General features: G+C 74.3%; 21 protein-coding genes. 7 read left to right on the forward strand and 14 right to left on the reverse strand.

Annotated elements, in window-relative coordinates; all coding sequences use genetic code 11:
• Positions 1-63 precede the first annotated feature (63 nt).
• From AB0H28_RS11310 to AB0H28_RS11320, 3 genes are all read right to left on the reverse strand, one after another.
• The gene (locus AB0H28_RS11310; protein ID WP_358037171.1) at positions 64-912 is read right to left on the reverse strand and encodes an SAM-dependent methyltransferase; all 849 of its coding nucleotides are present in this window, start codon (positions 910-912) and stop codon (positions 64-66) included.
• A gap of 94 nt (positions 913-1,006) precedes the next feature.
• Positions 1,007-1,894: a helix-turn-helix transcriptional regulator gene (locus AB0H28_RS11315; protein WP_358037175.1), complete on the reverse strand. Its 888-nt coding sequence runs from the start codon at positions 1,892-1,894 to the stop codon at positions 1,007-1,009.
• Positions 1,895-1,998: 104 nt separating this feature from the next.
• On the reverse strand, positions 1,999-2,256 hold the full coding sequence (locus tag AB0H28_RS11320) for a DUF397 domain-containing protein (RefSeq protein WP_358037178.1): 258 nt from the start codon (positions 2,254-2,256) through the stop codon (positions 1,999-2,001).
• Positions 2,257-2,474: 218 nt separating this feature from the next.
• On the opposite strand from AB0H28_RS11320, the gene AB0H28_RS11325 reads away from it, so the two are divergent.
• Positions 2,475-3,110, forward strand: a complete 636-nt coding sequence (locus tag AB0H28_RS11325; RefSeq protein ID WP_358037181.1) for a GGDEF domain-containing protein — start codon at positions 2,475-2,477, stop codon at positions 3,108-3,110.
• Positions 3,111-3,158: 48 nt separating this feature from the next.
• On the opposite strand, the gene AB0H28_RS11330 is transcribed toward AB0H28_RS11325, so the two are convergent.
• Positions 3,159-3,653, reverse strand: coding sequence for a type II toxin-antitoxin system PemK/MazF family toxin (locus AB0H28_RS11330; RefSeq protein WP_358037183.1), 495 nt, complete (start codon positions 3,651-3,653; stop codon positions 3,159-3,161).
• Between the two features lie 72 nt (positions 3,654-3,725).
• Between AB0H28_RS11330 and AB0H28_RS11335 the strand changes: the two genes are divergently transcribed.
• Positions 3,726-4,322: a DUF4291 domain-containing protein gene (locus AB0H28_RS11335; RefSeq protein ID WP_358037186.1), complete on the forward strand. Its 597-nt coding sequence runs from the start codon at positions 3,726-3,728 to the stop codon at positions 4,320-4,322.
• Positions 4,323-4,401: 79 nt separating this feature from the next.
• Here AB0H28_RS11335 and AB0H28_RS11340 read toward each other — a convergent pair whose 3' ends face one another.
• A complete protein-coding gene (locus tag AB0H28_RS11340; protein WP_358037189.1) occupies positions 4,402-5,139 on the reverse strand; it encodes a methyltransferase domain-containing protein in 738 nt (245 codons plus the stop codon).
• A 112-nt stretch (positions 5,140-5,251) separates the two neighbouring features.
• Between AB0H28_RS11340 and AB0H28_RS11345 the strand changes: the two genes are divergently transcribed.
• Both AB0H28_RS11345 and AB0H28_RS11350 read left to right on the forward strand, forming a co-directional pair.
• A complete protein-coding gene (locus tag AB0H28_RS11345; RefSeq protein WP_358037192.1) occupies positions 5,252-5,872 on the forward strand; it encodes a hypothetical protein in 621 nt (206 codons plus the stop codon).
• Positions 5,873-6,096: 224 nt separating this feature from the next.
• Positions 6,097-7,308: a hypothetical protein gene (locus AB0H28_RS11350; protein WP_358037195.1), complete on the forward strand. Its 1,212-nt coding sequence runs from the start codon at positions 6,097-6,099 to the stop codon at positions 7,306-7,308.
• Here AB0H28_RS11350 and AB0H28_RS11355 read toward each other — a convergent pair.
• The 3 genes from AB0H28_RS11355 to AB0H28_RS11365 all read right to left on the reverse strand — a co-directional run bounded on the left by AB0H28_RS11355 (position 7,254) and on the right by AB0H28_RS11365 (position 8,875).
• Entirely contained in the window at positions 7,254-7,811 is a 558-nt protein-coding gene (locus AB0H28_RS11355) for a DinB family protein (RefSeq protein ID WP_358037197.1), read from the reverse strand. The genes AB0H28_RS11350 and AB0H28_RS11355 overlap by 55 nt on opposite strands.
• Positions 7,812-7,864: 53 nt before the next feature.
• Entirely contained in the window at positions 7,865-7,921 is a 57-nt protein-coding gene (locus tag AB0H28_RS11360; protein ID WP_358037429.1) for a hypothetical protein, read from the reverse strand.
• A 186-nt stretch (positions 7,922-8,107) separates the two neighbouring features.
• Positions 8,108-8,875: an SDR family oxidoreductase gene (locus AB0H28_RS11365; protein WP_358037200.1), complete on the reverse strand. Its 768-nt coding sequence runs from the start codon at positions 8,873-8,875 to the stop codon at positions 8,108-8,110.
• 53 nt (positions 8,876-8,928) lie between these two features.
• On the opposite strand from AB0H28_RS11365, the gene AB0H28_RS11370 reads away from it, so the two are divergent.
• Complete coding sequence (locus AB0H28_RS11370) at positions 8,929-9,531, forward strand: helix-turn-helix domain-containing protein (protein ID WP_358037203.1); 603 nt, start codon at positions 8,929-8,931, stop codon at positions 9,529-9,531.
• A gap of 1 nt (position 9,532) precedes the next feature.
• On the opposite strand, the gene AB0H28_RS11375 is transcribed toward AB0H28_RS11370, so the two are convergent.
• Positions 9,533-10,258: a TetR/AcrR family transcriptional regulator C-terminal domain-containing protein gene (locus tag AB0H28_RS11375; RefSeq protein WP_358037206.1), complete on the reverse strand. Its 726-nt coding sequence runs from the start codon at positions 10,256-10,258 to the stop codon at positions 9,533-9,535.
• 29 nt (positions 10,259-10,287) lie between these two features.
• On the opposite strand from AB0H28_RS11375, the gene AB0H28_RS11380 reads away from it, so the two are divergent.
• Positions 10,288-11,403 carry an FAD-dependent monooxygenase gene (locus AB0H28_RS11380; protein WP_358037209.1) on the forward strand — a complete coding sequence of 372 codons (1,116 nt, stop codon included), beginning with the start codon at positions 10,288-10,290 and terminating at the stop codon, positions 11,401-11,403.
• Positions 11,404-11,432: 29 nt separating this feature from the next.
• On the opposite strand, the gene AB0H28_RS11385 is transcribed toward AB0H28_RS11380, so the two are convergent.
• Positions 11,433-11,717: a DUF2277 domain-containing protein gene (locus AB0H28_RS11385; protein WP_358037212.1), complete on the reverse strand. Its 285-nt coding sequence runs from the start codon at positions 11,715-11,717 to the stop codon at positions 11,433-11,435.
• Between the two features lie 255 nt (positions 11,718-11,972).
• On the opposite strand from AB0H28_RS11385, the gene AB0H28_RS11390 reads away from it, so the two are divergent.
• A complete protein-coding gene (locus tag AB0H28_RS11390) occupies positions 11,973-12,725 on the forward strand; it encodes a GNAT family N-acetyltransferase (RefSeq protein ID WP_358037215.1) in 753 nt (250 codons plus the stop codon).
• Between the two features lie 114 nt (positions 12,726-12,839).
• On the opposite strand, the gene AB0H28_RS11395 is transcribed toward AB0H28_RS11390, so the two are convergent.
• The 4 genes from AB0H28_RS11395 to AB0H28_RS11410 are packed head-to-tail and all read right to left on the reverse strand — an operon-like array spanning position 12,840 to position 22,585.
• Positions 12,840-18,326, reverse strand: coding sequence for an amino acid adenylation domain-containing protein (locus AB0H28_RS11395; protein WP_358037218.1), 5,487 nt, complete (start codon positions 18,324-18,326; stop codon positions 12,840-12,842).
• Positions 18,326-21,445: an amino acid adenylation domain-containing protein gene (locus AB0H28_RS11400; RefSeq protein WP_358037221.1), complete on the reverse strand. Its 3,120-nt coding sequence runs from the start codon at positions 21,443-21,445 to the stop codon at positions 18,326-18,328. Before AB0H28_RS11400 ends, AB0H28_RS11395 begins: the two co-directional genes overlap by 1 nt.
• Positions 21,442-21,630, reverse strand: a complete 189-nt coding sequence (locus AB0H28_RS11405; protein ID WP_358037224.1) for an MbtH family protein — start codon at positions 21,628-21,630, stop codon at positions 21,442-21,444. The genes AB0H28_RS11400 and AB0H28_RS11405 overlap by 4 nt, the downstream gene beginning before the upstream one ends.
• A gap of 1 nt (position 21,631) precedes the next feature.
• Complete coding sequence (locus AB0H28_RS11410) at positions 21,632-22,585, reverse strand: TauD/TfdA family dioxygenase (protein ID WP_358037226.1); 954 nt, start codon at positions 22,583-22,585, stop codon at positions 21,632-21,634.
• Positions 22,586-22,589 lie beyond the last annotated feature (4 nt).

Here is a 22,589-nt window from a genome sequence, read left to right on the forward strand (position 1 = left end):
TCTGCCCGGCCGGCGCCCGTCGGCACCAACCGGCACCTGCTTCGTCCCGGCCCGACCTGCCGGTCAGGGCTTGCGGGCGACCCCGCCGTACATGCTGACCTCGACCACCGAGGGGCGTGGCTCGGGTTCGCCGTCGGCACGCCACTCGGCCACCGAGCAGACGCCCGGCTCGACCAGCTCGAGGCCGTCGAAGAAGCGCACGATCTCGTCCCGGGCGCGCAGGTTGATCACGCCGTGCGGGCCGCCGCCGCGCGCCGCCGCCTTCGCCTCGGCGGCGATGTGCGCCGGCAGGTGGTCGTGGGTGGCGTGCGAGGCGGCCAGGTAGCTGCCGGCGGGCAGCGCGTCCAGCAGCCGGGCGACGGTGGCGTGGGGGTCGTCCGGGTCCGGCACGAAGTGCAGCACCGCCACCAGCATCAACGCCACCGGCTGGGTCAGGTCGAGGGTGCGGCGCAGGTCCGGGTGGGCGAGGATGCGCTCCGGGTCACGCAGGTCGGCGTCGAGGTAGGCGGTGGCGCCCTCGGATGTGCTGGTGAGCAGCGCCCGGGCGTGGGCCAGCACGATCGGGTCGTTGTCGACGTAGACCACCCTTGCGCTCGGGTCGACGGCCTGCGCCACCTCGTGGGTGTTGTCCGCGGTCGGGATGCCGGTGCCGATGTCGAGGAACTGGCGGATCCCCGCCTCGGCGGCCAGGTGCCGGACCGCGCGCCGCAGGAACCGGCGGTTCTCCAGCGCGCTGGTCCGGATGGTCGGGAACGCCGCCGCCATCGCATCGCCGGACTCGCGGTCGGCCTGGAAGTTGTCCTTGCCGCCGAGCCAGTAGTTGTAGCGCCGCGCGGGGTGGGCCACCGACGTGTCGATCCGGTCGGCCGGATGGCCCGGCTCCGTCGCCGTGCCGTTCGCTTCGCTGGTCAACGCCGCCTCCACCACTCGCGCGCCACCGCCGTGGGATGACGTCCGTCCACTGTCGCCGGAACACCGGCCATGCTAACGCCCGCCGCCGCGCCCGTCAGGCCGGGTAGAGCTCGTCGCGGACGCGGGCCAGCAGCTCGGGCGTGCGCTCCGGCGGCGCGGCCTCGACGCACAGCCGCTCCATCGCCTCCGCGTAGTAGTCGAGGTCGTCGCGCTTGTCGAGGTAGATCGCGCTGGTCAGCTGCTCGATGTAGACGATGTCGGGCAGGTCCTTGTCGCCGAAACGCAGGATGCTGAAGGCGCCGCTGGCGGCGGCGTGGCCACCGGCGGTGAACGGCACGATCTGGAGCCGCACGTGCGGCGCGGCGGTCGCCTCGATCAGCGCGTCGAGCTGCTCGCGCATCACCGCGGCGCCGCCGATCGGCCGGCGCAGCACGGCCTCGTCCAGCACCGCCCAGAGCTGCGGCGGATCGGCGCGGCGCAGCAGCTCCTGGCGCTCCATCCGCAGGCCGACGCGGCGGTCCAGCTCCGCCGGCGCGGCGCCGCGATGCCCGAGCAGGATCACCTCGCGCGCGTACGCGGCGGTCTGCAGCAGGCCGGGCACGAACTGCACCTCGTACGTGCGGATCAGCGCGGTGGCCGCCTCCAGCCCCAGGTAGGACTGGAACCAGGCGGGAAGCACGTCGCCGTAGCGGTGCCACCAGCCCGGGCTGTTCGCGTCACGGGCCAGCTTGAGCAGCGCGGCGCGGTCCGCCGGCGCGACGACCCCGTAGAGCGTCAGCAGGTCGGCGACGTCGCGCTCCTTGAACCCGACCCGGCCCAGCTCCATCCGGCTGATCTTGGACTCGGAGGAGCGGATCTCCCAGCCGGCGCTCTCCCGGCTGACCCCGGCGCTCTCGCGCAGGCGGCGCAGTTGCGCGCCGAGCAGCATCCGCAGCACCGTCGGACCGCTGGTGGGTCCACCCTCGACGGGCACCGTCGCCACCTGACCGCCCTCGCATCCCGGCTGCTCGCGACCGGGCGCCCTCCCGGCCGACGTGTAAGCATGCCATGAACCGACAGTGAGGTGAACTCCTCCGGACGGACGAATTAGTCCCGTGTACGGGACGGCGGGATCAGGTGGTCGAAGTCCCCGTCCCGGGCGCCGAGCACGAACGCCGCGATCTCGTCCACGGTGTAGATCAGCGCCGGCCCCTCGGGGTGACGGGAGTTGCGGACCGCGATGCCACCCCCGCCGGGCAGCTCGGCCAGCTCGACGCAGTTGCCGCTGGGGTTGCTGCGGCGACTCTTCGACCACCGCATCGGTGGCAGATGGGGCACGGGTACGCCGTTGGGAGGCGGTTGCATGGGCGTCCTTCGGGAAGGCCAGCCGAGGCCGCGGGAGGAGCGGTGGACGGCGACGTGTGTCGACTGAGGAGTGAGATGCACGTGCATCTGCTATTGCATCTGCAATGGACTGCGAGCATGATAGCCGAACGTACGGTGTGCCGGGTCGCTCACGTTCGGTGACCCGAACCCGGCCCCGATGCCGCCCCGTGCGGTCGGGACTGTGGTGAGGAGGACGCGTGCCGGACCCGATGACCGTCGCCTCCGGCATCTCCGCGGCCGGCGCCCTGCTCTCCGCCTGGCAACTGCGCCGGCGGGCACTGCGCGCCGAGACCGAACTCGAGCTGCTCCAGGCCGAGCTGGCCGCCGAACGACACGCCGCCAGCCACGACCCGCTGACCGGGCTGCCCAACCGCCGGGCCTTCTTCCGGCTGGCCGCCGCCCTGCTCACCGACCCCGCCGGCCAGCCGCTGGTGGCGGTCGTGCTCGACCTCGACGACTTCAAACAGATCAACGACCGCTTCGGGCACGCCGCCGGCGACCAGGTGCTGGTCTGCGTCGCTCAGCGGCTGGCGGCGTTCGCCGGCAACAACCTGGTGGCCCGCCTCGGCGGTGACGAGTTCGCCGGCCTGCTGGCCAGCCCCACCGCCGACCGGCGCTGGATCGAGCACGCCACCCGCCGGCTCTACGAGGCGCTGGCCGCGCCGATCCCGCTGGGCGGTCGCAGCATCCGGGTCACCGCCTCGGTCGGGCTCGCCCCGGTCCACGGCCCCACCCAGCTCACCGACGCGCTGTGCCGCGCCGATGCCGCCATGTACGAGGCGAAGACGCTGGGCGCCGCCCGCGTCCCCCGCCAGCTCGTCGCCGAGCACTGAGCCGGCCGGCCGGTGCCGCCGGGCCGACCCGACTCCGGGCCGGCCCGGTCAGCGCCAGCCGTAGCCGGCGCGCAACGCCTGGCCGACCCGGTCGAACCGGGGCCGGTCGAGCACCGCACCCTCGCGACGGATGCTGTCCTCGCGCATGGTGAGCACCCGGTCCAGGCGGACCCAGCTGGCCCGCTTCTCCCGATCCCACTCCCCCGGACCGAGCGACAGCCAGTGCCGCTGGCCGTCCCGCTCGCTCTGGCTGGACAGCATCAACCCGAACAGGGTGCGGCTGTGCCGGCCCACCACCAGCACCGGCCGGTCCTTGCCCTGCCGGGGGTCGTCCTCGTAGGGCACCCAGGTCCAGACGATCTCGCCCGGGTCCGCCTGCCCGTCCGGCTCCGGCGCGTACGACAGCTCGCGGCGTTGCAGCGCACTGACCTGGCGCCGGCGCGCGACCTGGGCCGGGATCGGCCCGCCGGTGCGGGCGGGCGCGGCGGCGCCCCCGGTGATCCGGCCGAGCCGCGACGCCACGTTCCTCAACAGACCTGCCACGGCGGGCAGCCTACCCGTCGGCGCGCCGGGATTCCGGTGGCGGGCCTGCCGCCGGTTCGCCACCATGCCCGGGTGACCGTTCCCCACCACCAGATCCGGGCCGCCTTCACCGACGACACCGTCACCGTCTACCAGGCGTACCCGCCGCAGATCGCCGACGCGGCGCTGGCCGCCGGCCGGTTCGTGCCGCCGTTCAAGCGGGAGCGGATGACCTGGATCAAGCCGTCGTTCCGGTGGATGATGTATCGCTGCGGGTGGGCGCTCAAGCCCGGGCAGGAGCGGGTGCTCGCGGTCGAGATCAGTCGGGCCGGCTTCGAGTGGGCGCTCGCGCACGCCTGCCTCAGCGGCTACGACCCCGGCCACCACCCGGACCGGGAGGCGTGGCGACGTCTCCTGCGGACCAGCCCGGTGCGGGTGCAGTGGGACCCGGAACGGTCGCTGCGGCTGGCCCCGCTGCCCCACCGGTCGGTGCAGGTAGGGCTCTCCGGCGGGGCGGTCCGGCGGTACGTCGACGAGTGGCTGGTCGGGCTCACCGACGTCACGCCGCTGGCCCGTGCGGTGCACGACCGGCTCACCGCCGGCGACGAGGCCGACGCCGCGGCGCTGCTGCCGGTCGAACGGCCGTATCCGCTCCCACCCGAGGTGGCCCGGGTCGTCGACGCCGACTGACCGGACCGCGCACGGCGGCCAGCACCGCGCGGCGGACGGTCAGGCCGGGCGGCGGACGGTCAGGCCGGGCGGCGGACGGTCAGGCCGGGCGGCGGGCCAGGACCATGGTGGTGCGCAGGTCCAGGACCACGGTGCCGCCGAAGCCGTCGACCGCCGCGCCGACCGCGGCGCGCACCCGCTCGCGCAGCTCGGGCGGCCGGCGCAGCTGCGGCGAGAACGTGTCGACCAGCCGCAGGTAGGCCGCGGTATCCAGGGGCACCGCGCGGCGGAACCGGGACAGCCGCAGGTCGGTGAAGCAGCCGCTGGCGGCGATGTCGTCGTGGAACCAGCCGTCGGGACGGTCACCCCGGTCGCCGGGGTCGGCGGAGGAGAACGCGGCCCGGATCGCCGCACCCTGCGCCGCCTCCAGGTAGGCGTAGCGGTGGCTGAGGACGGCGAGCGTGCCGCCGGGGCGCAGCGCGTCCCGGGCGCGCTGGTTGCGGGTGGCCGGGTCGAGCCAGTGCCAGGCCATCGCGCAGGCGAGCGCGGCCACGCCGCCGGCGGGCGGACGCCACCGCTCGAAGCTTGTCGTCACCACGTTCACGCCCGGGAACCGCTCGGCGAGCGCCCGGGCCATCCGGGCGTCCGGCTCGACGCAGGTGGTCACCGCGCCGAGGGCGAGCAGCGCCGCGGTGGCCAGGCCGGTGCCGGCGCCGACCTCGACCAGGGTGTCGGGCGGGCCGCCGTGATAGTCGCGGACGGTGTCGGCGACCTCGACCGAGTAACCCGGTCGGGCCTCGTGGTAGGTGTCGGCCATCTCCCCGAACAGTTGCGACATGCCGCCATCCTCGCAGGTTCCGGCGATGTCGGATGCCCGTCACGCGCCGTACGCGCGTCGACCGCCCTCGGGCGGCGACGATGGACCGGCGTCGGTGGGGAGGAGGGCGGCGGTGGGCGGATTCCTGCAGTCGCTGGTCACGAAGCTGGCCGAGGAGTTGCTGAAGCTGCTCGTCGGGAAGCTCGCTCCGAAGGTGCTGCGGTCGGTGCCGCACCTCGCCCCGCCGGACTGCCCGCGCTGCGGCGGCTACGGCGTGGCCCGCTGGGCGCCGCGTCCGGCGACGGCGGTGTTCGTGCTCGCCCTGCTGGCCTTCGCCTGGGGATTCACCGCGACGCTGCTCGGCGTGCCGGTGGTCGTGCTCCTCGTCGCGCTCGGCGTGCGTGCCGCCTGGGCGGGTGACCTGGCGGGGGCGCTGCCCGCGCTGGCCGCGCCGCTGGGTCTGGTGGCGTCCGGCACGGTGATGCTCGCGGGAGCCGCCGGGATGGCGTGGTACCACAGCTTCCCGCCACGGCTCTGCCGGCGCTGCCACGGCCGCTGGCCCCGGCGGGACCGGGCGGAGTACCTGCGCGTGGTGCGGTCCGTGGTCTTCGCCTGCCGGTGCGGCCAGCGGCTGCGCGTGCCGGGCACGCCCGCCGGCGTACGGGCGCGCTGCCCCCGCTGCGGCACCGAGCAGGTCGCGCCGATCGTGCGGCCCCGCGCCAGGAAGGTCCCGTTCCTCTACCGGAGGCGTTGAGCGGGGGCCCCTCCTCACGCTGCGGCCATGGCGTGTGGTGGGAGCTACCCGGCGGCGGGCTGGACCCGTTCCGCTGGTGGCCGCTGGCCGCGGTGCTCGCCGACCGGCCGCGCTGCTATCCCGGCCGGCTGCCGGAGCTGCTGCCGGCGAGGAGATCGACGAGCCGTTCGAACTGTGGTCCCGACCGACGTGCCGGGAGCCCCGCCAACGGGCAGAGTGGAGCGGTGACTCCTCTCCACGCACCCCTGGCCCACTACGCCGAGCGGCTGCACCGCGCCGCCGGTGACACCCACCACGTCGCCTCGCCGCTGGGCGCCTGGTTGCTGCTGGCGCTGACCGGCCCGGCCGCCACCGGCGAGGCCCGGGCGGCGCTGGCCGAGGCGCTCGGCGTCGATCCGGACGACGCCGCCGCGGCGGCCCGGGCGTTGCTCGGCGCGCCGCACCCGATGGTCGCCGCGGCCACCGCGCTGTGGGAGCGGACCCCGTTCGAGGAGCTGACCGAGTGGCGAGCCGGCCTGCCGGGGCAGACCGAGCGAGGTCCGCTGCCCGACCAGGCGGCGCTCGACGCGTGGGCCCGGGAGCGCACCGGCGGCCTGATCGAACGGTTCCCGGTCGACGTCGCCCCGGAGACGCTGCTGATCCTGGCCAACGCGTTGGCCACCCGGGTCTCCTGGGCCGACCCGTTCGAGGTGGCGCCGGCCGCGGAGCTGGGCGGCTCCTGGGCGGGACGGCTGGGGCAGGTGCTCCGGACGCCTCCGGTCGGGCACCGGAGCTGGGTGTCCACCACCGAACGGGCCGGCGATGTCGCGGTACACGTGGCGCCGGCGCGCGCGGGTGACGACGGCGCCGGGATGCTCGTGGTGTCGGTGATCGCCGCGCCGGACGTGCCGGCCGTCGAGGTGCTGGCCGCCGCCCGGGAGCTGGCGGTGGCCGCCGCCACCGTTCCGGACGGGCCGGCGCCGGGACGGCTGTCGCTGTTCGACCTGCCGCTGGGCGAGAGCCCGTTGTGGACGCTGCGGGAGGAGCCGACCCGGACGTTCGCCCGTGACGGCCGCGAGGAGCGCGCCACCGCCGTGCTGCCGTGCTGGGCGGCGCGCAGCCGGCACGACCTCACGACGGTCGGGTTCGGCTTCGACGCGGCGGCCCGGGCGTTGGGCGAGTTGCTCGGACTGACCGAGCCGCCGTTCGCCGCAGCGCAGTCGGCGGTGGCGAGGTTCGGCCGCTACGGCTTCGAGGCCGCCGCCGTGACCGCGTTCGGGATGGTGGCCGGGTTGCCGCCGGAGGGCGTCGCCCGCGTCGCCGACCTGCGCTTCGCCCACCCGTACGCGGTGGTCGCGGTGGCCACGGACCCGGCGGGTGGCCCCTGGCACGCCCTCCCGGTCTATTCCGCCTGGGTGCGGGACCCGGAGGACGTCCCGGCCGACGAGGCCGGCTGACCCGGGCCGGTGCCGAGGATCTGTTCGCGAAGGATGTCGGCGTGCCCGCAGTGCTGGGCGAGTTCGCGCAGCACGTGCAGGTAGACCCAGCGCAGCGGCAGCGGCCCGAGCCGGTGCCCGCGCAGGACGTCGTCCGGGCCGAGCGACGACGTGGCCCGCCGCGACGCCGCGCAGGCGTCGCGGTGTGCCTGCCGGACGGTGGCGATCGTGTCGCCGTCGTCGAGCACGAAGGACTCCTCGGACCGCTCGGGGATGCCGATCCGGGCCCGGGACCGGCCCGTGACGGCCTCGTCGAACCAGACCTTCTCCACGAACGTCGCGTGCTTGACCAGACCCAGCAGCGTGGTCCGGGAGGCCACCAGCGACCGGCGCGCCTCCTCCTCGGTCAGCCCGTCGAGGCAGCCGTCGAGCGCCGCGCGATGCTCGTCGAGGAACGCCTCGAACTGGCCGTCGACCGGCAGCGCGACGACCCGGTCGGCGAAGGTCGGTGGAAACGACGGCATGGGCGAAGCATCCCAGATCGTCGCCGCCGAGGGGGTCCGGTCGGCGACCGGGGTCAGCCGGCGCTGAGGTCGGTGCGGCGGACGATCCACCAGACGGCGAGCAGGGCCAGTGCGGCCCAGGCCCAGGTAGCCGGACGCGACGATCAGGTGGAACTCGGGGATCCGGCTAGCCGGTTGGTATTGCAGGTGCTGCTGGAGATGATGGTCGGCGAAGCAGGTGAACGTCTCGCCGCTGCCGGACGCCGCAGATTGTTATGGTCAAGTAGAACGCCAGTCAAGCGGCATGACAAGTTCCGTCAGGCGCGGGGACCCAGGAACAGGCCCCCGCTCGCGTCGACGACCTGACCGGTGACCCAGCGCCCGGCGTCCGAGGCGAGGAACGCGACCACGTCGGCGACGTCGTCGGGCCCGCCCAGCCGGCCGAGTGCGGTCATCCCGGCGATCGCGTCGGCGAGGCCGGGCGCCTCGAAGACCGGCGAGTTGGTCGCGGTCCGGGTGGCGCCGGGCGCGACCGCGTTCACGGTCACTCCCCGGGCGCCGAGCTGGTTGGCCAGCGTGCGGGTCATCGCCTCGACCGCGCCCTTGGTCATGGCGAACGAGGTCTGGGTGGCGTTGGCCATCCGGGTCGCCACGGAGGAGATCGTGACGATCCGGCCGCCGCCCGCGGGGAACAGCGGCAACGCCCGCTCGACGATGAAGTAGGGCGCTCGCACGTTGACCGCGAACAGCCGATCGAAGGCGGCCCGGTCGGTGTCGCCGAGCGGGCCGGCGGGAGGCGCCGCCGCATTGTTGACGAGGATGTCGAGCGGCCGGCCGGCCAGGTGGGCCTCGACGCCCGCGAACAGCGTCTCGACATCACCGTCCACGCCCAGCACCGCACCGACGGGGTACGCCGCGCCCCCGGCGCGCACGATCTCGTCGACCGTCGCCGCGACACCGGCCTCGTCAGTGCCGAAGTGCGCGATGACGGCAGCTCCCCGTGCGGCCAGCCGGATCGCGATCGCCTGCCCGATGCCGCGCGACGCGCCGGTCACCAACGCCGTCCTGCCGATCAGGTCACTCATGGTGTCAGTCCCCCATTATTGATAGTCACTATCAGCCTGGTAGTGTCTAACACGTGGATGGGCGACACTCAACCCTTCGGGAGCAGCGGCGGGCCGAGACGCAGCGGGTGATCCAGGCGCACGCGGTCCGGTTGTTCATGGAGCGCGGCTACGACGGCACGACCGTGAACGACGTGGCGGAGGCCGCCGGCGTGTCCCCGATGACGGTGTACCGGCACTTCCCGACCAAGGAGGACCTCGTCCTGGTCGACCAGAACGGCCCACTGGTCGCCGCCCGGGTCTCCGCGACGCCGGCCGGGCAGCCGCTCGTGCGCCGCATCGGCGGCGCGCTCGTCGAGTCGGCGCGGGCGCTGACCGCCGGCGACGACCGGTTCCTGCTGGCGCGGCTGCGACTGATGATCTCGACGCCCGCGCTCCGAGCCCGGCACCTGGACAACCACCACGTGCTTCAACAGGCCATCGTGGACGGGCTCGGCGACGAGGCCGCCGACCCGGACACGGCGTTCCGCGCCGCGGCGGCGGCCAGCGCCTGCCTGGCCGCCATGCACATCGCGCTGGTGCGGTGGGCGACGGAGGACGGGCACGGCGACCTGCCGGATCTCATCAGCGAGGCGTTCGCCGCGGCCTTCGGCGACGCCGCACCCCGACGCCGGTAGGTCAGGGTCGGCGACGGCCGGCGATGCCGTCCAGGACGATTGTCAGGTTGTGGTGGAAGGTCTCCGCGGCGTCGAGGTGGGTGCCGTCGACGACGAGCCGGGCGACCGTGGGGTAACGACCCGTGTCGAGCATGCGGGTCAGGTAGGGCCCGAGGGCGGACTGCCAGGCGGCCACGTCGACCCCGGTCGTCCGCGCGGTGCGCCGCTCGGTGACCTCCCGGCGGAGCGCCCCGACGAGGTACGCGTTGAAGGCGCCCAACGCCCGCTGGAGATCGTCGATGTCGCGCACGCCCGGAGCCTGGGCGAGCGCCGCGGCGGTCGCCTCACCCACGGCGAGCGCGTGCGGCCCGAGGTGCGGCCGCGCGCCGAGCAGGTCGGCGAACCACTCGTGGTCGAGGGCGGCGTCCCGGGTCGCCCGGGCGAGGGCGCGGGCCGTGGCGCGCCACCCGCCCTGTGGGGCGGTCCCGGCGATCCGGGCGTACACCTCGTCGACCATCAGATCGAGCAGCTCGGATCGGTTGAGCACGTAGTCGTAGAGCCGCATCGGCCCGACGCCGAGTTCCTTGGCAATCTTGCGGAGCGAGAGTCCGTCGAGGCCCTCCGCATCGGCGATCCGGGTCGCGGTGGCGGCGATCGTCGCCCGGGTCAGCGGCACCGGCGTCGCCCGCGGCCGGGGCTCGGGGCGTTCCCAGATCGGCAGGGGTAAGTTACCGTACGCTGTATTCACAATTTACAGCGTACGGTAAGGAGACCACGATGCGCATCGCGATCACCGGCGGTGGCCCGGGCGGCCTGACGCTGGCTCGGGTCCTCCACCGGCACGGCCTCCACGCGACGGTCTACGAACGCGAGGCCCACCGGGCCGCACGCTCCCCCGGTGGCTCGCTCGACCTGCACCCGGAGTCCGGGCAGCGGGCCCTGGCCGAGGCCGGGCTCGAGGCACGCTTCCGGTCCGCGGCGCGACCGCAGGGCGAGGAACACCGCATCCTCGATCCGGGCGGACGCGTCCTCGTGCACCACCGACCGCGGCCCGGCTCGTTCTCCGGGCGGCCCGAGATCGACCGTCGGGCACTGCGTGACCTGCTGCTCGACTCGCTCCCGGACGAGGCGGTGGCGTGGGGTCACCGGCTCGTCGGTGCGACGCCGCGACCAGACGGCGGCTTCCGGCTGGCGTTCCACGGCGGCCGGCACGCCGACTGCGACGTCCTCGTCGGCGCGGACGGCGCCCGCTCGGTCGTCCGACCGCTGCTGACCGACGTGGCGCCGGTTCCCGTGTCCACGATGGTGGAGCTCACCATCGACGACGCCGACCGGCGCCACCCGGAACTGGCCGACCTGGTCGGCCCCGGCAACCTCTGGTGCGTCGGCGGACGTCGGATCCTGTCCGGGCAACGCCTCGGCGATGGCAGCATCCGGGTCGGGGTCTCGCTGCCGGCCGACGACCGCCCCCTCGACGCCTACCGCGGCAGGCGCGCCCTGCTCGACGTGTTCAACGGCTGGAATCCCCGGCTCACCGCGCTGATCGAGGCCGGCGACGGCCCGCCCACCCCGCACCGGGTCGAGGTGATGCCCATCGGCACCCGCTGGACGCACCGGCCCGGCGTCACCCTCGTCGGTGACGCGGCGCACCTCATGCCGCCGGTCGGCGAGGGGGCCAACCAGGCCATGCTCGACGGCGCCGAACTCGCCGCCGCGCTCGCCGCCGACCCCGGATCGGCGATCCGGGCGTACGAGGAGGCGATGTTCGCCAGGACCCGCCCGATCGCCGAGATGTCCGCCCGGGTGCACGCGATGATGCTCTCCCCCACCGCCGCCGACGACCTCGTCCGCTTCTTCACCCCACGGCCCACCGCGCCGGCACCCGCCGACTGACGACCGGCAGGGCGGGTGCCCGGATGCGCTCAGGCCCTGGTCGCCCGGGGCCCGTACCGTTCGACCGCGCGTGCCTTCGCCTTCGCGGCCTCGACCTCGCGGTCGCGGGAGGGCGCCTTCGTCACGAGGCTCTCCAGCAGGGTCCGGGTGGCCGCGGTGACCGCGCGGACCGCCTCGTCGAACGCCTCCTCGTTGGCGGCGGACGGGCGGGTCGCGCCGCTCACCTTCCGCACGTATTGAAGGGCGGCGGCTTCGATCTCGTCGTCGGTCGCGGGCGGCTCGAAGTTGTGGAGCACGCGAATGTTGCGGCACATGCCTCCACCATGCCAGCTCGCACCGACCTTTTGCTTGACAGGCCGGCGTGGCCTGCGGCAGTCTTGCCGCCGACCACGCGTCCGGCGTGGCACTTCGCATGAGGGAATGACGCCTGTGATCCAGGTAGGCCCAGCGGCCGCCTGAGTGTCGACCGCGCGACGGGTGACCGTCGCGCTGTCCGGCCACGGTTCGGCGGTCCGACGCATCGTTCGTCCACCGTCCGCTCCGCCCTGCATCGAGGTTCGATGTTGATCATGGATGCTCGCGTCCAACAGTGCGTCGTCGCCACCCTCTCGGCGCGTCCCGCGCCCGTCGAGGTGGGGCCGTTCGTGGTGGGGGTCGACCCGACCACCACCAGCCCACACATCAACTACGCCACGCCGCGTCCGGGCTCGGCCGTCACCGCGGCCGACGTCACCGCGCTGGTCGCCGCGTTCCGCGCCGCCGGTCGCCAACCCCGCCTGGAGTACGTCGCCAGCTCCGCGCCCGGCCTGGAGGCGCTGCTCACCGCCGCCGGGTTCGTCGTGGAGGCCCGGCACACCTACCTGGTGTGCCGGCCCGACACGCTGCTGACCCCACCCCCGCCCGCCGAATTCGACCTGGTCGAGCCGCGCACCGACGACCGGCGTGCCGCGCTGATCGGCGCGCAGAACGAGGCCTTCGGCGGGGAACCGGAGGCCGCCCCGGCCGACGTGGCCCGGCTCCGGCGCCAGCAGGAGGCCGGCGCCGTGGCCATCATGGCGGTCACCGGATCCGGCGCCTGCGCGGGCGGCGGCGGGGCGGCCCCGCCCGCCGACGGGGTGAGCGAGGTCGCCGGCATCGCCGTCCGGGAGCCGTACCGCCGCCGCGGCCTGGCCGGCGCGATCACCGCCGGGGTGACCCGGCGACTCTTCGCCGCCGGCGCGGAGGTGGCCTGGCTGGAGGCCGGCGGCGCGGACTCCTGGCGGGTGTACCGGCGGGTCGGCTACCGCCCCGCCGGGGAACGGCTCTACCTCGCCGCCGACTGACCCCGGCCCCGCACCGGTCGGCCGCACCACGCGGTGATCAAGGAGTTCGCGTCGGCCCCCGAGCGGGAACCGACGCGAACTCCGTTGATCGACCCGGTGCGGGTCGGGGGCGGGTCAGACCGGGACGGCCTCGCGGGCCTCCGCCTTGGCGGCGAGGCGCTTCTCCCGCTCCTGGGCGCCGATCAGGTCGTCCGGCAGGGAGTCCTCGACCTCCAGGTCGAAGCGACGCAGCAGCCGGATCGCGAAACCGCCCAGGGTGATCAGGATCAGGATCACCCCGAAGCAGACGTACGCGAAGCCGATGCCCCGGCCCGGACCGGTGCCGATCACCGCACCCACCGAGCCGGCCAGCGACCCGCCCGGGGCGAGCATCGGCTCGAACACGGCGGTGGCGGCCGGCGCGAGCAACGCGAACCCGATCGGCAGGGTGGACCAGGCGATGGTCTGGTTCAGGCTGAACACCCGGCCGTGGAAACGCTGCGGCACCTTCACCTGGACGATCGTCGCGTAGATCGACTGCGCGGTGGTCATCGCCATGGCCAGCCAGCAGAAACCGACGCAGATCATCACGATCGACGCGTCCAGCCCGATCAGCACGCAGCCGATCGCGGTGCCCAGGTTGCCGATCAGCACGCCGATCATCCGCCGCTTGCGCGGCCCGCCCCACAACGACATCAGCACCCCGCCGAGCACCGCGCCCACCGCCTCGGCCAGCGCCACCTGAGCCACCTGGGTCGGGCTGCCGAACGACAGCACCAGCGGGGTGGTCAGCACCAGCGCCGGCGCCAGGAAGATGTTGCCCAGCGCGAAGTAGCCGAGCATCAGGCGGAACCCGCGGTGCCGCCACGAGTAGCGCATACCGTTCGCGATGGCCACCAGCATCCGCTCGCGGGGCCGCCAGCCGAGCAGGTCCGGGAAGCGCACCACGGCCAGGGTGAGGATCGCCACCAGATAGCTGGCCACGTCGACGACCAGGATGCCCTTCAGCTCGATCGCGGCGAGCAGCCCGGCGGCGAACGCCGGCATCAGCAGCGTGGCCACGCCGGTGGAGAGCTGGGTGATGCCCATGGCGTGCCCGAGGTAGCGCTTCGGCACCAACTGCGGCACCGCCGACTGGAACGCGATCCGCTGGAACGACCCGGCCACCGAGCTGAACGCCACCAGCAGGTAGATGTGCCAGAGCACCAGGTTGTCGGTCCACAGCAGGGCGGCCAGCACCAGCTGGACCGAACCGGCGACCGAACTGGCCAGCATCATGATCCGCCGCCGGCTGACCCGGTCCACCAGGGCGCCCGCCACCGGCAGCATGAGCACGCCGCAGATCAACGCGAGCGCCCAGAGCAGACCGAGGTCGGCCACCGAGCCGGTCCGGTTGAACAACCAGATCGGCAGCGCGAACGCGGTCAGCGCCGACCCGGTGCTGGACACGAGCTGCCCGACCGTGACGGCCAGGAACCGGCCCATGCTCGGCTTGACCGTGGTGGCGGGCTTGCGGTCCTCGCCGACGCGCAGCGTGTCGTGCACCGCCCAGCCGGCGTCCTCGCCCCGGGCCTCCGGGTCGAGCCCGGTCAGGTCGCCGGCCACCACCGCCGGGTGCGTCCGGGTGACGATCTCCGCCAACTCCTCGGCGCGGTACTTCAGGAAGAAGTGCCCGGCCTGGTCGAGCACGACCAACCCGAGCGTGTCGCTGAGGAACTGCCACTCGGCGTACCGCTCGCGGTAGTAGTCGGTGACCGGGTCCTCGGAGCCGACCACCGAGACGATCGGGGCGCGCAGCTTCGTCGCCTGCCGGTCGAGCAGGCCGGTGAAGTACTCCTCCGAGGCGCGGGAGTCGGCCCGCATGTTGCTGATGATCCGGTCGGCCTGCTCCGGGTCCAACTCGTCGGTGTCCACGCCCATCGACTTGAGCCAACTCGCGTAGTGCTTGTTGCTACGCAGTTGCTCCAGCCGGTTGCGGGCCGCCGCGAACGGCCCCTTCGGGCGGGCGAACGGGAACATCGCGCCGATGTATACGGCCGCCAGGTCCCGGCCGGCCGCCTCGACCTTGCGGGCCACCTCGGCGACGATCGCGCTGCCCACACCGCAGTGGCCGTAGAGCGCGATCGGCCCCTCCACCCGTTCCACGATCTCGTCCGCGACCCGGGTGGTCAGCTCGTCGAACGGCACCGCGTCCTCGCTGAGCCCCACGTCGTGCCCGGGGATGGCGAGCGACCACAGCCCGTGTCCGGCCGGCAGCGCGTCGGCGAGCGGCTGGTAGACGATCGCGCTGCCGCCGCCGTACGGGACGCAGACGTAGGTCAGCACCCGCTTGCCGGCCGGGATCGGCTTGGTCAGCTCGTAGAGCAGCCGGCGCGGCCCCTCCTGCGCGGCGTCGCCGGAGATGAACGCGGCCAGCTCGCGGATGGTGCGCTGCTGGAACAGGTCCATCACGCCGACCGCCCGGCCGCCCAGCTCCGCCTTGCGGATCTTCGCGACCACCTGGGTGGCGAGCATGGAGTGCCCGCCCAGGTCGAAGAAGTCGTCGTCGATGCCGAGCGTCGCCACGCCGAGCACCTCGGACCAGATCGCCGCGAGGGCCCGCTCGGTGTCGTCGCGCGGCTCGACAAGCGCCACCGACGCCTCGCGGGTGACCACCGGGGCGGGCAGCGCCTTGCGGTCGAGCTTGCCGTTGGGCGTCAGCGGCAGCACGTCGAGCGTGACGAACGCGGCCGGCACCATGTACTCCGGCAACGTGTCCTTCAGCGCCGCCTTCAGCGCGGCGTGCTCGGCCGGCCCGACCAGGTAGGCGGTGAGCCGCTTGTCGCCGGGGCTGTCCTCGCGGACGATCACCGTGGCCTCGGTGACGCCCGACTGCTCGCGCAGCGCGCTCTCGATCTCGCCCAGCTCGATGCGCAGGCCGCGCAGCTTCACCTGGTGGTCGATCCGGCCGAGGAACTCGATCACCCCGACGCCGTCCGGCCCGGCCACCCAGCGGGCCAGGTCGCCGGTGCGGTAGAGGCGGGCGCCCGGCTCGGCCGAGAACGGGTCCGGGACGAACTTCTCGGCGGTCAGCGCCGGCCGGCGGTGGTAGCCGCGGGCCAGCCCGACCCCACCGATGTGCAGCTCGCCGGCGACCCCGACCGGGCACACCGCCCCGGCGGCGTCGAGCACGTGCAGCCGCAGGTTGGCGATCGGCGCGCCGATCGGCACCGCGGTCACCTCGGCCAGCCGCGCCGGCTCGCACGCCCACGCGGTGACGTCGATGGCCGCCTCGGTCGGGCCGTAGAGGTTGTGCAGGCCGCACCAGGGCAGCCGGGCGGTGAAGTCGACCGCCGAGGTCAGCGGCAGCTCCTCGCCGGAGCAGATCACCCGGCGCAGCGCGGTGGCGGCCTCGACGCCGTCCTCGGCGAGGTAGACGGTGAGCATCGACGGCACGAAGTGCGCGGTGGTGATCCGCTCGGCCACCAGCAGGTCACGCAGGTAACCGGCGTCCTTGTGCCCGCCCGGCTTCGCCAGCACCAGCCGGGCGCCGGTGCGCAGCGGCCAGAAGAACTCCCAGACCGAGACGTCGAAGCTGGCCGGCGTCTTCTGCAGCACCGCGTCGTCGGCGCCGAGACCGTACGCCTTCTGCATCCAGTCGAGCCGGTTGACGATGCCCCGGTGGGTGTTCGGCACGCCCTTGGGCCGGCCGGTGGAGCCGGAGGTGTAGATGACGTACGCCAGGTGCTCCGGCCCGGCCAGCGACGCCGGGTCGGTCGTCGGCTGGTCGGCCCAGACCGTCGCGTCGTCGAGATCGAGCGCGGTGGCCGCGGTGGCCGGCAGCACGTCGCGCAGGTGCGACTGCACCAGCACCACCGGCGCGTCCGCGTCGGTGACCATGAAGGCGAGGCGGTCCGCCGGATATTCCGGGTCCAGCGGCAGGTAGGCGCCGCCGGCCTTGAGCACGCCGAGCAGGCCGGCGACCAGTTCCACCGAGCGCTCGGCGCACACCCCGACCAGCGTCTCCGGGCCGACACCGGCCGCGCGCAGCCGGTGCGCGATCCGGTTGGCGTCCGCGTTGAGCTGCGCGTAGGTGCGGCTGCGCCCGTCGATGGTGACCGCCACCGCGTCCGGGGTGGCGGCGGCCCGCTCCTCGACCGGGCCGTGCAGCGTCTCGTGACGCGGGAAGTCCGCCGCCGTGTCGTTCCAGCCGGCCAGCAGCTCCCGCTCGCCCTCGGGCAGCAGCGGCAGCCGGGACACCGGGGTGTCCGGCGCGGCGACGATCGCGTCCAGCAGGGCGGTCCAGCGTCGCGCCATCCGCTCGACCGTGGCCCGGTCGAACAGGTCGGTGTTGAAGACCAGCTTGCCCCAGAGCCCGTCGACGGTCTCCACCGCGTGCAGCTCGAAGTCGAACCGGGTCGCCCTCAGCTCCATCGGGGTCCACTCGAAGGTGACCTCGTCGGTGCGGGACACGCCGCGGAAGCGGCCCATCTCGTAGTTCTGCAACACGAACATGGTCTGGAACACCGGCGAACGGCTCACGTCGCGCGGCAGGCCCAGCTCGTGCACCACCTTGGCGAACGGCACGTCCGCGTGCTCGAAACCGTCGAGCACGCTGCGGCGGGTGCGGGCCAGCAGTTCGGCGAAGGTGGGTTCGCCGGCCAGCTCGGCCCGCAGCGGCAGCATGTTGATGAACATGCCGACCACGTTCTCCAACTCCGGCGCGGACCGTCCGGCCACCGACGCGCCGACGGCGAAGTCGTCCTGCCCGGCGTGCCGTGCCAGCAGCACCTGGTACGCCGACAGCAGCGTCATGAACAACGTGCCGCCGCTGTCGCGGGCGAGCGCGTTGAGCGCCTCGGTGGCCGCCGGGTCGAGCTGGAACTCGACGAAGTCGCCCCGGTAGGTCTGGGTGGCCGGGCGGGGCCGGTCCAGCGGCAGTTCCAGCGGGGTGATCCCCGCGAGGCGCTGCTTCCAGTAGTCCACGTGCGCCCGGGCCTGCGGCCCGTCCAACTCCCGGGCCTCCCAGGCGGCGAAGTCGCCGTACTGGATCGGCAGGGCCGGCGGTTCGCCGCCGCGGTAGAGCGTGATCAGGTCGCGCAGCAGCACGTCCACCGACCAGCCGTCGCCGACGATGTGGTGCTGGCCGAGAAAAAGCACGTGGTCGGTGTCGGACAGGCGGATCAGCAGCGCCCGCAGCAGCGGACCGTGCGCCAGGTCGAACGGCTCGGCCGCCGCGGCGTCGACCAGGGCCTGCGCGGCGGCCTCGTCGGCCGCCTCCACCACGGTCAGCGGGATGTCGGCGGTGTCGGCGACGACCACGGTGGGGCGGCCGTCGGCGTCGGCCGGGAAGCGGGTGCGCTGCGACTCGTGCCGGGCGCCGAGCGCGGCCAGGGCCGCGCGCAGCGTCTCGACGTCGAGCGGTCCGCGCACCCGCAGCGGCACCGCGATGTGGTAGGCGGCCTCGCCCGGGGCGAGCTGGTCCATGAACCAGACCCGCTCCTGGGCGTAGGACAGCGGCACCGGCGCGCCGTCGGGCCGGGGCGTGATCCGGGCCGCCGGGGCGGCCTGGCGGGCGCGCAGCCGCTTGGCGATCAGCGCCTGCCGGGCCGCGTCGCGGGCCGGATCCTTCAGGTCGGTCATCAGTTGGTTTCCTCTTCCGCCGCGAGCAGCGCGGCGACCTCGGTGTCGGAGAGACCGTCGAGTTCGGCGGCGATCCGCTGTTCGATCTGGGCGGCCAGGTCCGCCACCACGGGGCTGCCGAACAGCGCCCGCATGGGCAGGTCGACGTCCACCTCGGCACGGATCCGGGCCATCGCCCGCATGCCGCGCAGCGAGTTGCCGCCGAGGGTGAAGAAGTCGTCGAGCGCGCCCACCTTCTCCACCTGGAGGATGTCGGCGTACACCTCGGCGACCAGGGCCTCGGCCTCGGTGCGCGGCGCGACGTAGCTGTCCTGCGCCGGTTCGTCGGCCACCGGGGCGGGCAGCGCGGCCCGGTCCAGCTTGCCGTTTCCGGTCAGCGGCAGCGCGTCCAGCCGCACCAGGGCGGCCGGCACCAGGTGCGCCGGCAGCTCCCGGGCCAGCTCGGCGCGGACCGAGTCGGCGTGCGCCGGGCCGACCAGGTAGCCGACAAGCATCGGCTCGCCGCCGCCGTCGGCGCGCACCGCCGCGGCGGCGGCCCGCACGTCCGGGTGGGCCAGCAGCGCGGCCTCGACCTCGCCCAGCTCGATCCGCATGCCGCGCACCTTCACCTGGTCGTCGCGGCGGCCCAGGTAGTCGAGCGACCCGTCGGGACGCCAACGGGCCAGGTCGCCGGTGGCGTACATCCGCGCGCCGGGCGGGCCGAACGGGCAGGGCAGGAACCGCTCGGCGGTCAGGCCGGGCCGGTCGTGGTAGCCGCGGGCGAGCTGGACGCCGGTGACGTACAGCTCACCGACCACGCCCGGCGGCACCGGCTGCCACGCGGCGTCGAGCAGCAGCGCCCCGGTGTTCCAGGTGGGCGTGCCGATCGGCACCGGACCGGGGGCCACCGGCTCACCGGGGCCGATCCGGGCCGCGACGCAGCCGACCGTCGCCTCGGTCGGGCCGTACTCGTTGACCACCGCCACCTCGGGGTGCGCGGCCCGCCAGCCGGCGAGCTGCTCGCCGGTCAGCGCCTCGCCGCCGATCACCAGGTCGGTCGTCGGTGACAGCTCGCCGTCGAGCAACGGCAGGTGGCTCGGGGTGACCTTGAGGAAGGACGGCCGGCCACCGGCGCGGGCGGCCGGGGAGTCGATCGCGGCCAGCCGCACCGTGCCGCCGGCGGTGAGCGTGCCGAGCAGGCCGGTGACGGTGAGGTCGAACGAGACCGGCGAGTGCAGCAACGCGACGCCGGCCAGGCCCGGATAGGTCGCCCGGGCCCAGGCCAGGTAGCCGGTGACCGCCCGGTGCTCGACCACCACGCCCTTCGGGCGGCCGGTCGAGCCGGAGGTGTGCAGCACGTACGCCGGGTGGCCGGGGCGCAGCGGGGCGACCCGGTCGGCGTCGGTGAGGTCGCCGCCGGGCTGGTCCGCGCCGACCTCCCCGTCGAGCACCAGCGCGTCGCCGCCGGCCGAGGCGACGGTGTCCGGCGTGGCCACGACCAGCGCCGGGGTGGCGTCCGACAGCAGGTAGGCGATCCGGCCGGCCGGGTAGGCCGGGTCCACCGGCACGTACGCGGCGCCGGCCTTCAGCACCCCGAGCATCGCCACCACCAGCTCGCAGGAGCGGGGCAGCAGCAGCGCGACCCGGGTCTCCGGGCCGACGCCGCGAGCCACCAGCAGCCGGGCCAGCCGGTTCGCCGCGGTGTTCAGCTCGGCATAGCTGAGCGTCACCCCGTCGCCGACCAGCGCCGCGGCGTCCGGGGTGGCGGCGGCCTGCCGCTGCACCTCGTCGACCACAGTGGTCACCGGCACGTCGTGCGCGGTGTCGCCGCCGAGGACGAGGTCCCGCTCGTCGTCGGTGAGCAGCGGCAGCTCGCCCACCGCGCGCTGCGGCTCGGCCACGGCGGCGGCGAGCAGCCGCACGTAGCGGCCCACCACCGCGACCGCGGTCTGCCGGTCGAACAGCGCGGTGCGGTAGACCAGCCGCGACTCACCGGTGGTGATGTCGAACGCCAGGTCGTCCTTGGTGGTGCCCAGTTCCGCCGGGTCGAGGCCGGAATCCGGGATCCAGTTCAGCGCGGTCTGGAAGATCGGCTGCACGGACGGGTCGCGCTGCGGGTCCACCGCCTCGACGATCTTCTGGAACGGCGTCTGCCCGTGCTCCATGGCGTCGATCAGGCCGTTGCGGACCCGGCCGAGCAGCTCGGCGAAGGTCGGGTCGCCGGAGACGTCGCAGCGCAGCGCGACCGGGTTGACGAACATGCCGATCAGCGGGGCCAGCTCCGGGTTGTCCCGACCGGCGGTGGAGACGCCGACCACCACGTCGGTGTCGCCGGAGATCCGCGACAGCAGCGCCGCGAAGCCGGCCAGCAGCACCATGTACGGGGTGGCCTGCGCACCGGCGGCCAGCGCGCCGACCCGGTCGAGCAGCCCGTCGGGCAGCGCGAAGCGCACCTCGTCGCCGGCGAAGCCGAGCTGGGCCGGGCGCGGACGGTCCAGCGGCAGTCCGGTGACGGCCGGCGCCCCGGCCAGGTGACCGGTCCAGAACGCGAGCTGCCGCGCCAGCTCGTCGCCGGTGAGCTGCTGGCGCTGCCAGACCGCGAAATCGGCGTACTGGATGGGCAGCTCGGGCACGGCGGGCTCGGCGCCGGTGCGCGCGGCCTCGCAGAACGCGCCGAGTTCGGCGTGGAACAGCACCGCCGAGTGGCTGTCGAAGACGGCGTGGTGCGCCACGAACACCAGCGCCCAGGCGTCCTCGACGCGGATCAGCCGGGCCCGCCACAGCGGCGGAGCGTCCAGCGGGATCGGGGTGCGGGCCAGTTCGCCGCGCAGCCGCCCGAACTCGGCCAGCCGCTCAGCGGCCGGCAGGTGGCTCAGGTCCACCGTCGGCAGCGGCGTCGGCTGGTGGGCGCGCACCACCTGCACCAGCGCGCCGTCGTCGACCCGCAGGTGGGTACGCAGCGCCTCGTGCCGGGCCACGATCCGGTTGACCACGTCACTCGCCGTCTGCGCGTCCACCCCGGGCGGGAAGGCCCACGGGATGGAGACGTTGAACACCGGCGAGCCGGCGTCGAGCTGGTTGGCCATCCACACCCGCTCCTGGGCGAAGGAGGCCGGGAAGGTCCACTCCTGAGCCCTCATGAGAGTTCCTCGCGCACCGAGCGGGGGCGCATGTCGGTCCAGACCTCGTCCACGTGGGCCAGGCACTCCTCGCGGCTGCCGGCGAAGCCGGCGTCCTGCCAGCCGGCGGGCAGCTCCCGGTCGGCCGACCAGATCGAGTACTGCTCCTCGTCGTTGCGGACGACCAGGAATCGGGGTTCGGCCATGTCAGTTCGCTCCAGCGGTGTCGGGGGTGTACGCCTCGGCCATCGCCACGGCGATCTTGCGGGGGCCGGTGAACGGTTCCCGGCCGTGCGCGGCGGTCATGTTGTCGACCACCAGCACGTCGTCGCGCCGGTAGTCGAAGCGGACCGTGGCCGCCCGGTAGGCGGCGCGCAGGTGGTCCATGACGTCGGCGGGGATCTCGCCGCCGTCGCCGTAGAAGGTGTTCGACGGCAGCCCGTCGGCGCCGAACATGGCCAGCAGCCCCTCCTGGTAGTCCGTCGGCAGCGTGCTGAGGTGGAAGAACGTGGCGTGGTTGAACCAGCGGGGGGTGTCCGAGCCGGGCCGCAGGTGCACCGCGTCGCGTACCGCGCGGGTCCGCAGGCCGTCCGCGCCGACCCACTCCACGGTGATGCCGTTGGCCGCCGCGTACGACTCGACCTCGGCGCGGCTCTCGGTGTTGAACACCTCCTGCCAGCGGGTGCCGAAGTCACCGTGGAAGTTGCGCACCAGCATCCAGCGCCGCCGGACGAACTCCTCCCGCACCGCCGGGTCGATCAGCTCGTACACCCGGCGCACGTCGGCCAGCGGCGTGGCGCCGAGCGTCTCCGGCGGCGTGACGCAGTAGAAGAACAGCGTCAGCGGCCAACGCGCCTGGTACGAGTTCTCGTTGTGCAGGAAGATCTCCTCGTCCGCCGGGTAGTCGGTCGAGGTGTAGACCCGCCCGGAGATGGAGTGCCGGGGTGAGGACCGCTCGGTGTAGGTCAGCGGCTCGCCGGCCAGGGCGCGCACGGCGGCGTCGAAGCCGTCCACGCCGCCGACATCGAACCCGCGGAACAGCAGCCCGCCACTGGCGACGAGGGTGTCCCGCAGCTCGGCGCGCCGGGCCGCGATGAGGTCGGTCAGCGCCCGGCCGTCGTTCTCGACGACCACCGGGAGCGTGGCGGTTGTCTCGCTCATGGTG

Origin of the sequence: Micromonospora sp. NPDC050980, from assembly GCF_040653835.1 — a bacterium.
Lineage (GTDB): Bacteria > Actinomycetota > Actinomycetes > Mycobacteriales > Micromonosporaceae > Micromonospora.

What these genes read in the sequence shown, in the direction of transcription:
- AB0H28_RS11320 (WP_358037178.1), bottom strand. Translation starts at nt 2,256, where the DNA reads ATGCAACCGCCTCCCAACGGCGTACCCGTGCCCCATCTGCCACCGATG.
- AB0H28_RS11340 (WP_358037189.1), bottom strand. Translation starts at nt 5,139, where the DNA reads ATGTCGCAACTGTTCGGGGAGATGGCCGACACCTACCACGAGGCCCGA.
- AB0H28_RS11355 (WP_358037197.1), bottom strand. Translation starts at nt 7,811, where the DNA reads ATGCCGTCGTTTCCACCGACCTTCGCCGACCGGGTCGTCGCGCTGCCG.
- AB0H28_RS11365 (WP_358037200.1), bottom strand. Translation starts at nt 8,875, where the DNA reads ATGAGTGACCTGATCGGCAGGACGGCGTTGGTGACCGGCGCGTCGCGC.
- AB0H28_RS11380 (WP_358037209.1), top strand. Translation starts at nt 10,288, where the DNA reads ATGCGCATCGCGATCACCGGCGGTGGCCCGGGCGGCCTGACGCTGGCT.
- AB0H28_RS11385 (WP_358037212.1), bottom strand. Translation starts at nt 11,717, where the DNA reads ATGTGCCGCAACATTCGCGTGCTCCACAACTTCGAGCCGCCCGCGACC.
- AB0H28_RS11390 (WP_358037215.1), top strand. Translation starts at nt 11,973, where the DNA reads ATGGATGCTCGCGTCCAACAGTGCGTCGTCGCCACCCTCTCGGCGCGT.
- AB0H28_RS11395 (WP_358037218.1), bottom strand. Translation starts at nt 18,326, where the DNA reads ATGACCGACCTGAAGGATCCGGCCCGCGACGCGGCCCGGCAGGCGCTG.
- AB0H28_RS11400 (WP_358037221.1), bottom strand. Translation starts at nt 21,445, where the DNA reads ATGAGGGCTCAGGAGTGGACCTTCCCGGCCTCCTTCGCCCAGGAGCGG.
- AB0H28_RS11405 (WP_358037224.1), bottom strand. Translation starts at nt 21,630, where the DNA reads ATGGCCGAACCCCGATTCCTGGTCGTCCGCAACGACGAGGAGCAGTAC.
- AB0H28_RS11410 (WP_358037226.1), bottom strand. Translation starts at nt 22,585, where the DNA reads ATGAGCGAGACAACCGCCACGCTCCCGGTGGTCGTCGAGAACGACGGC.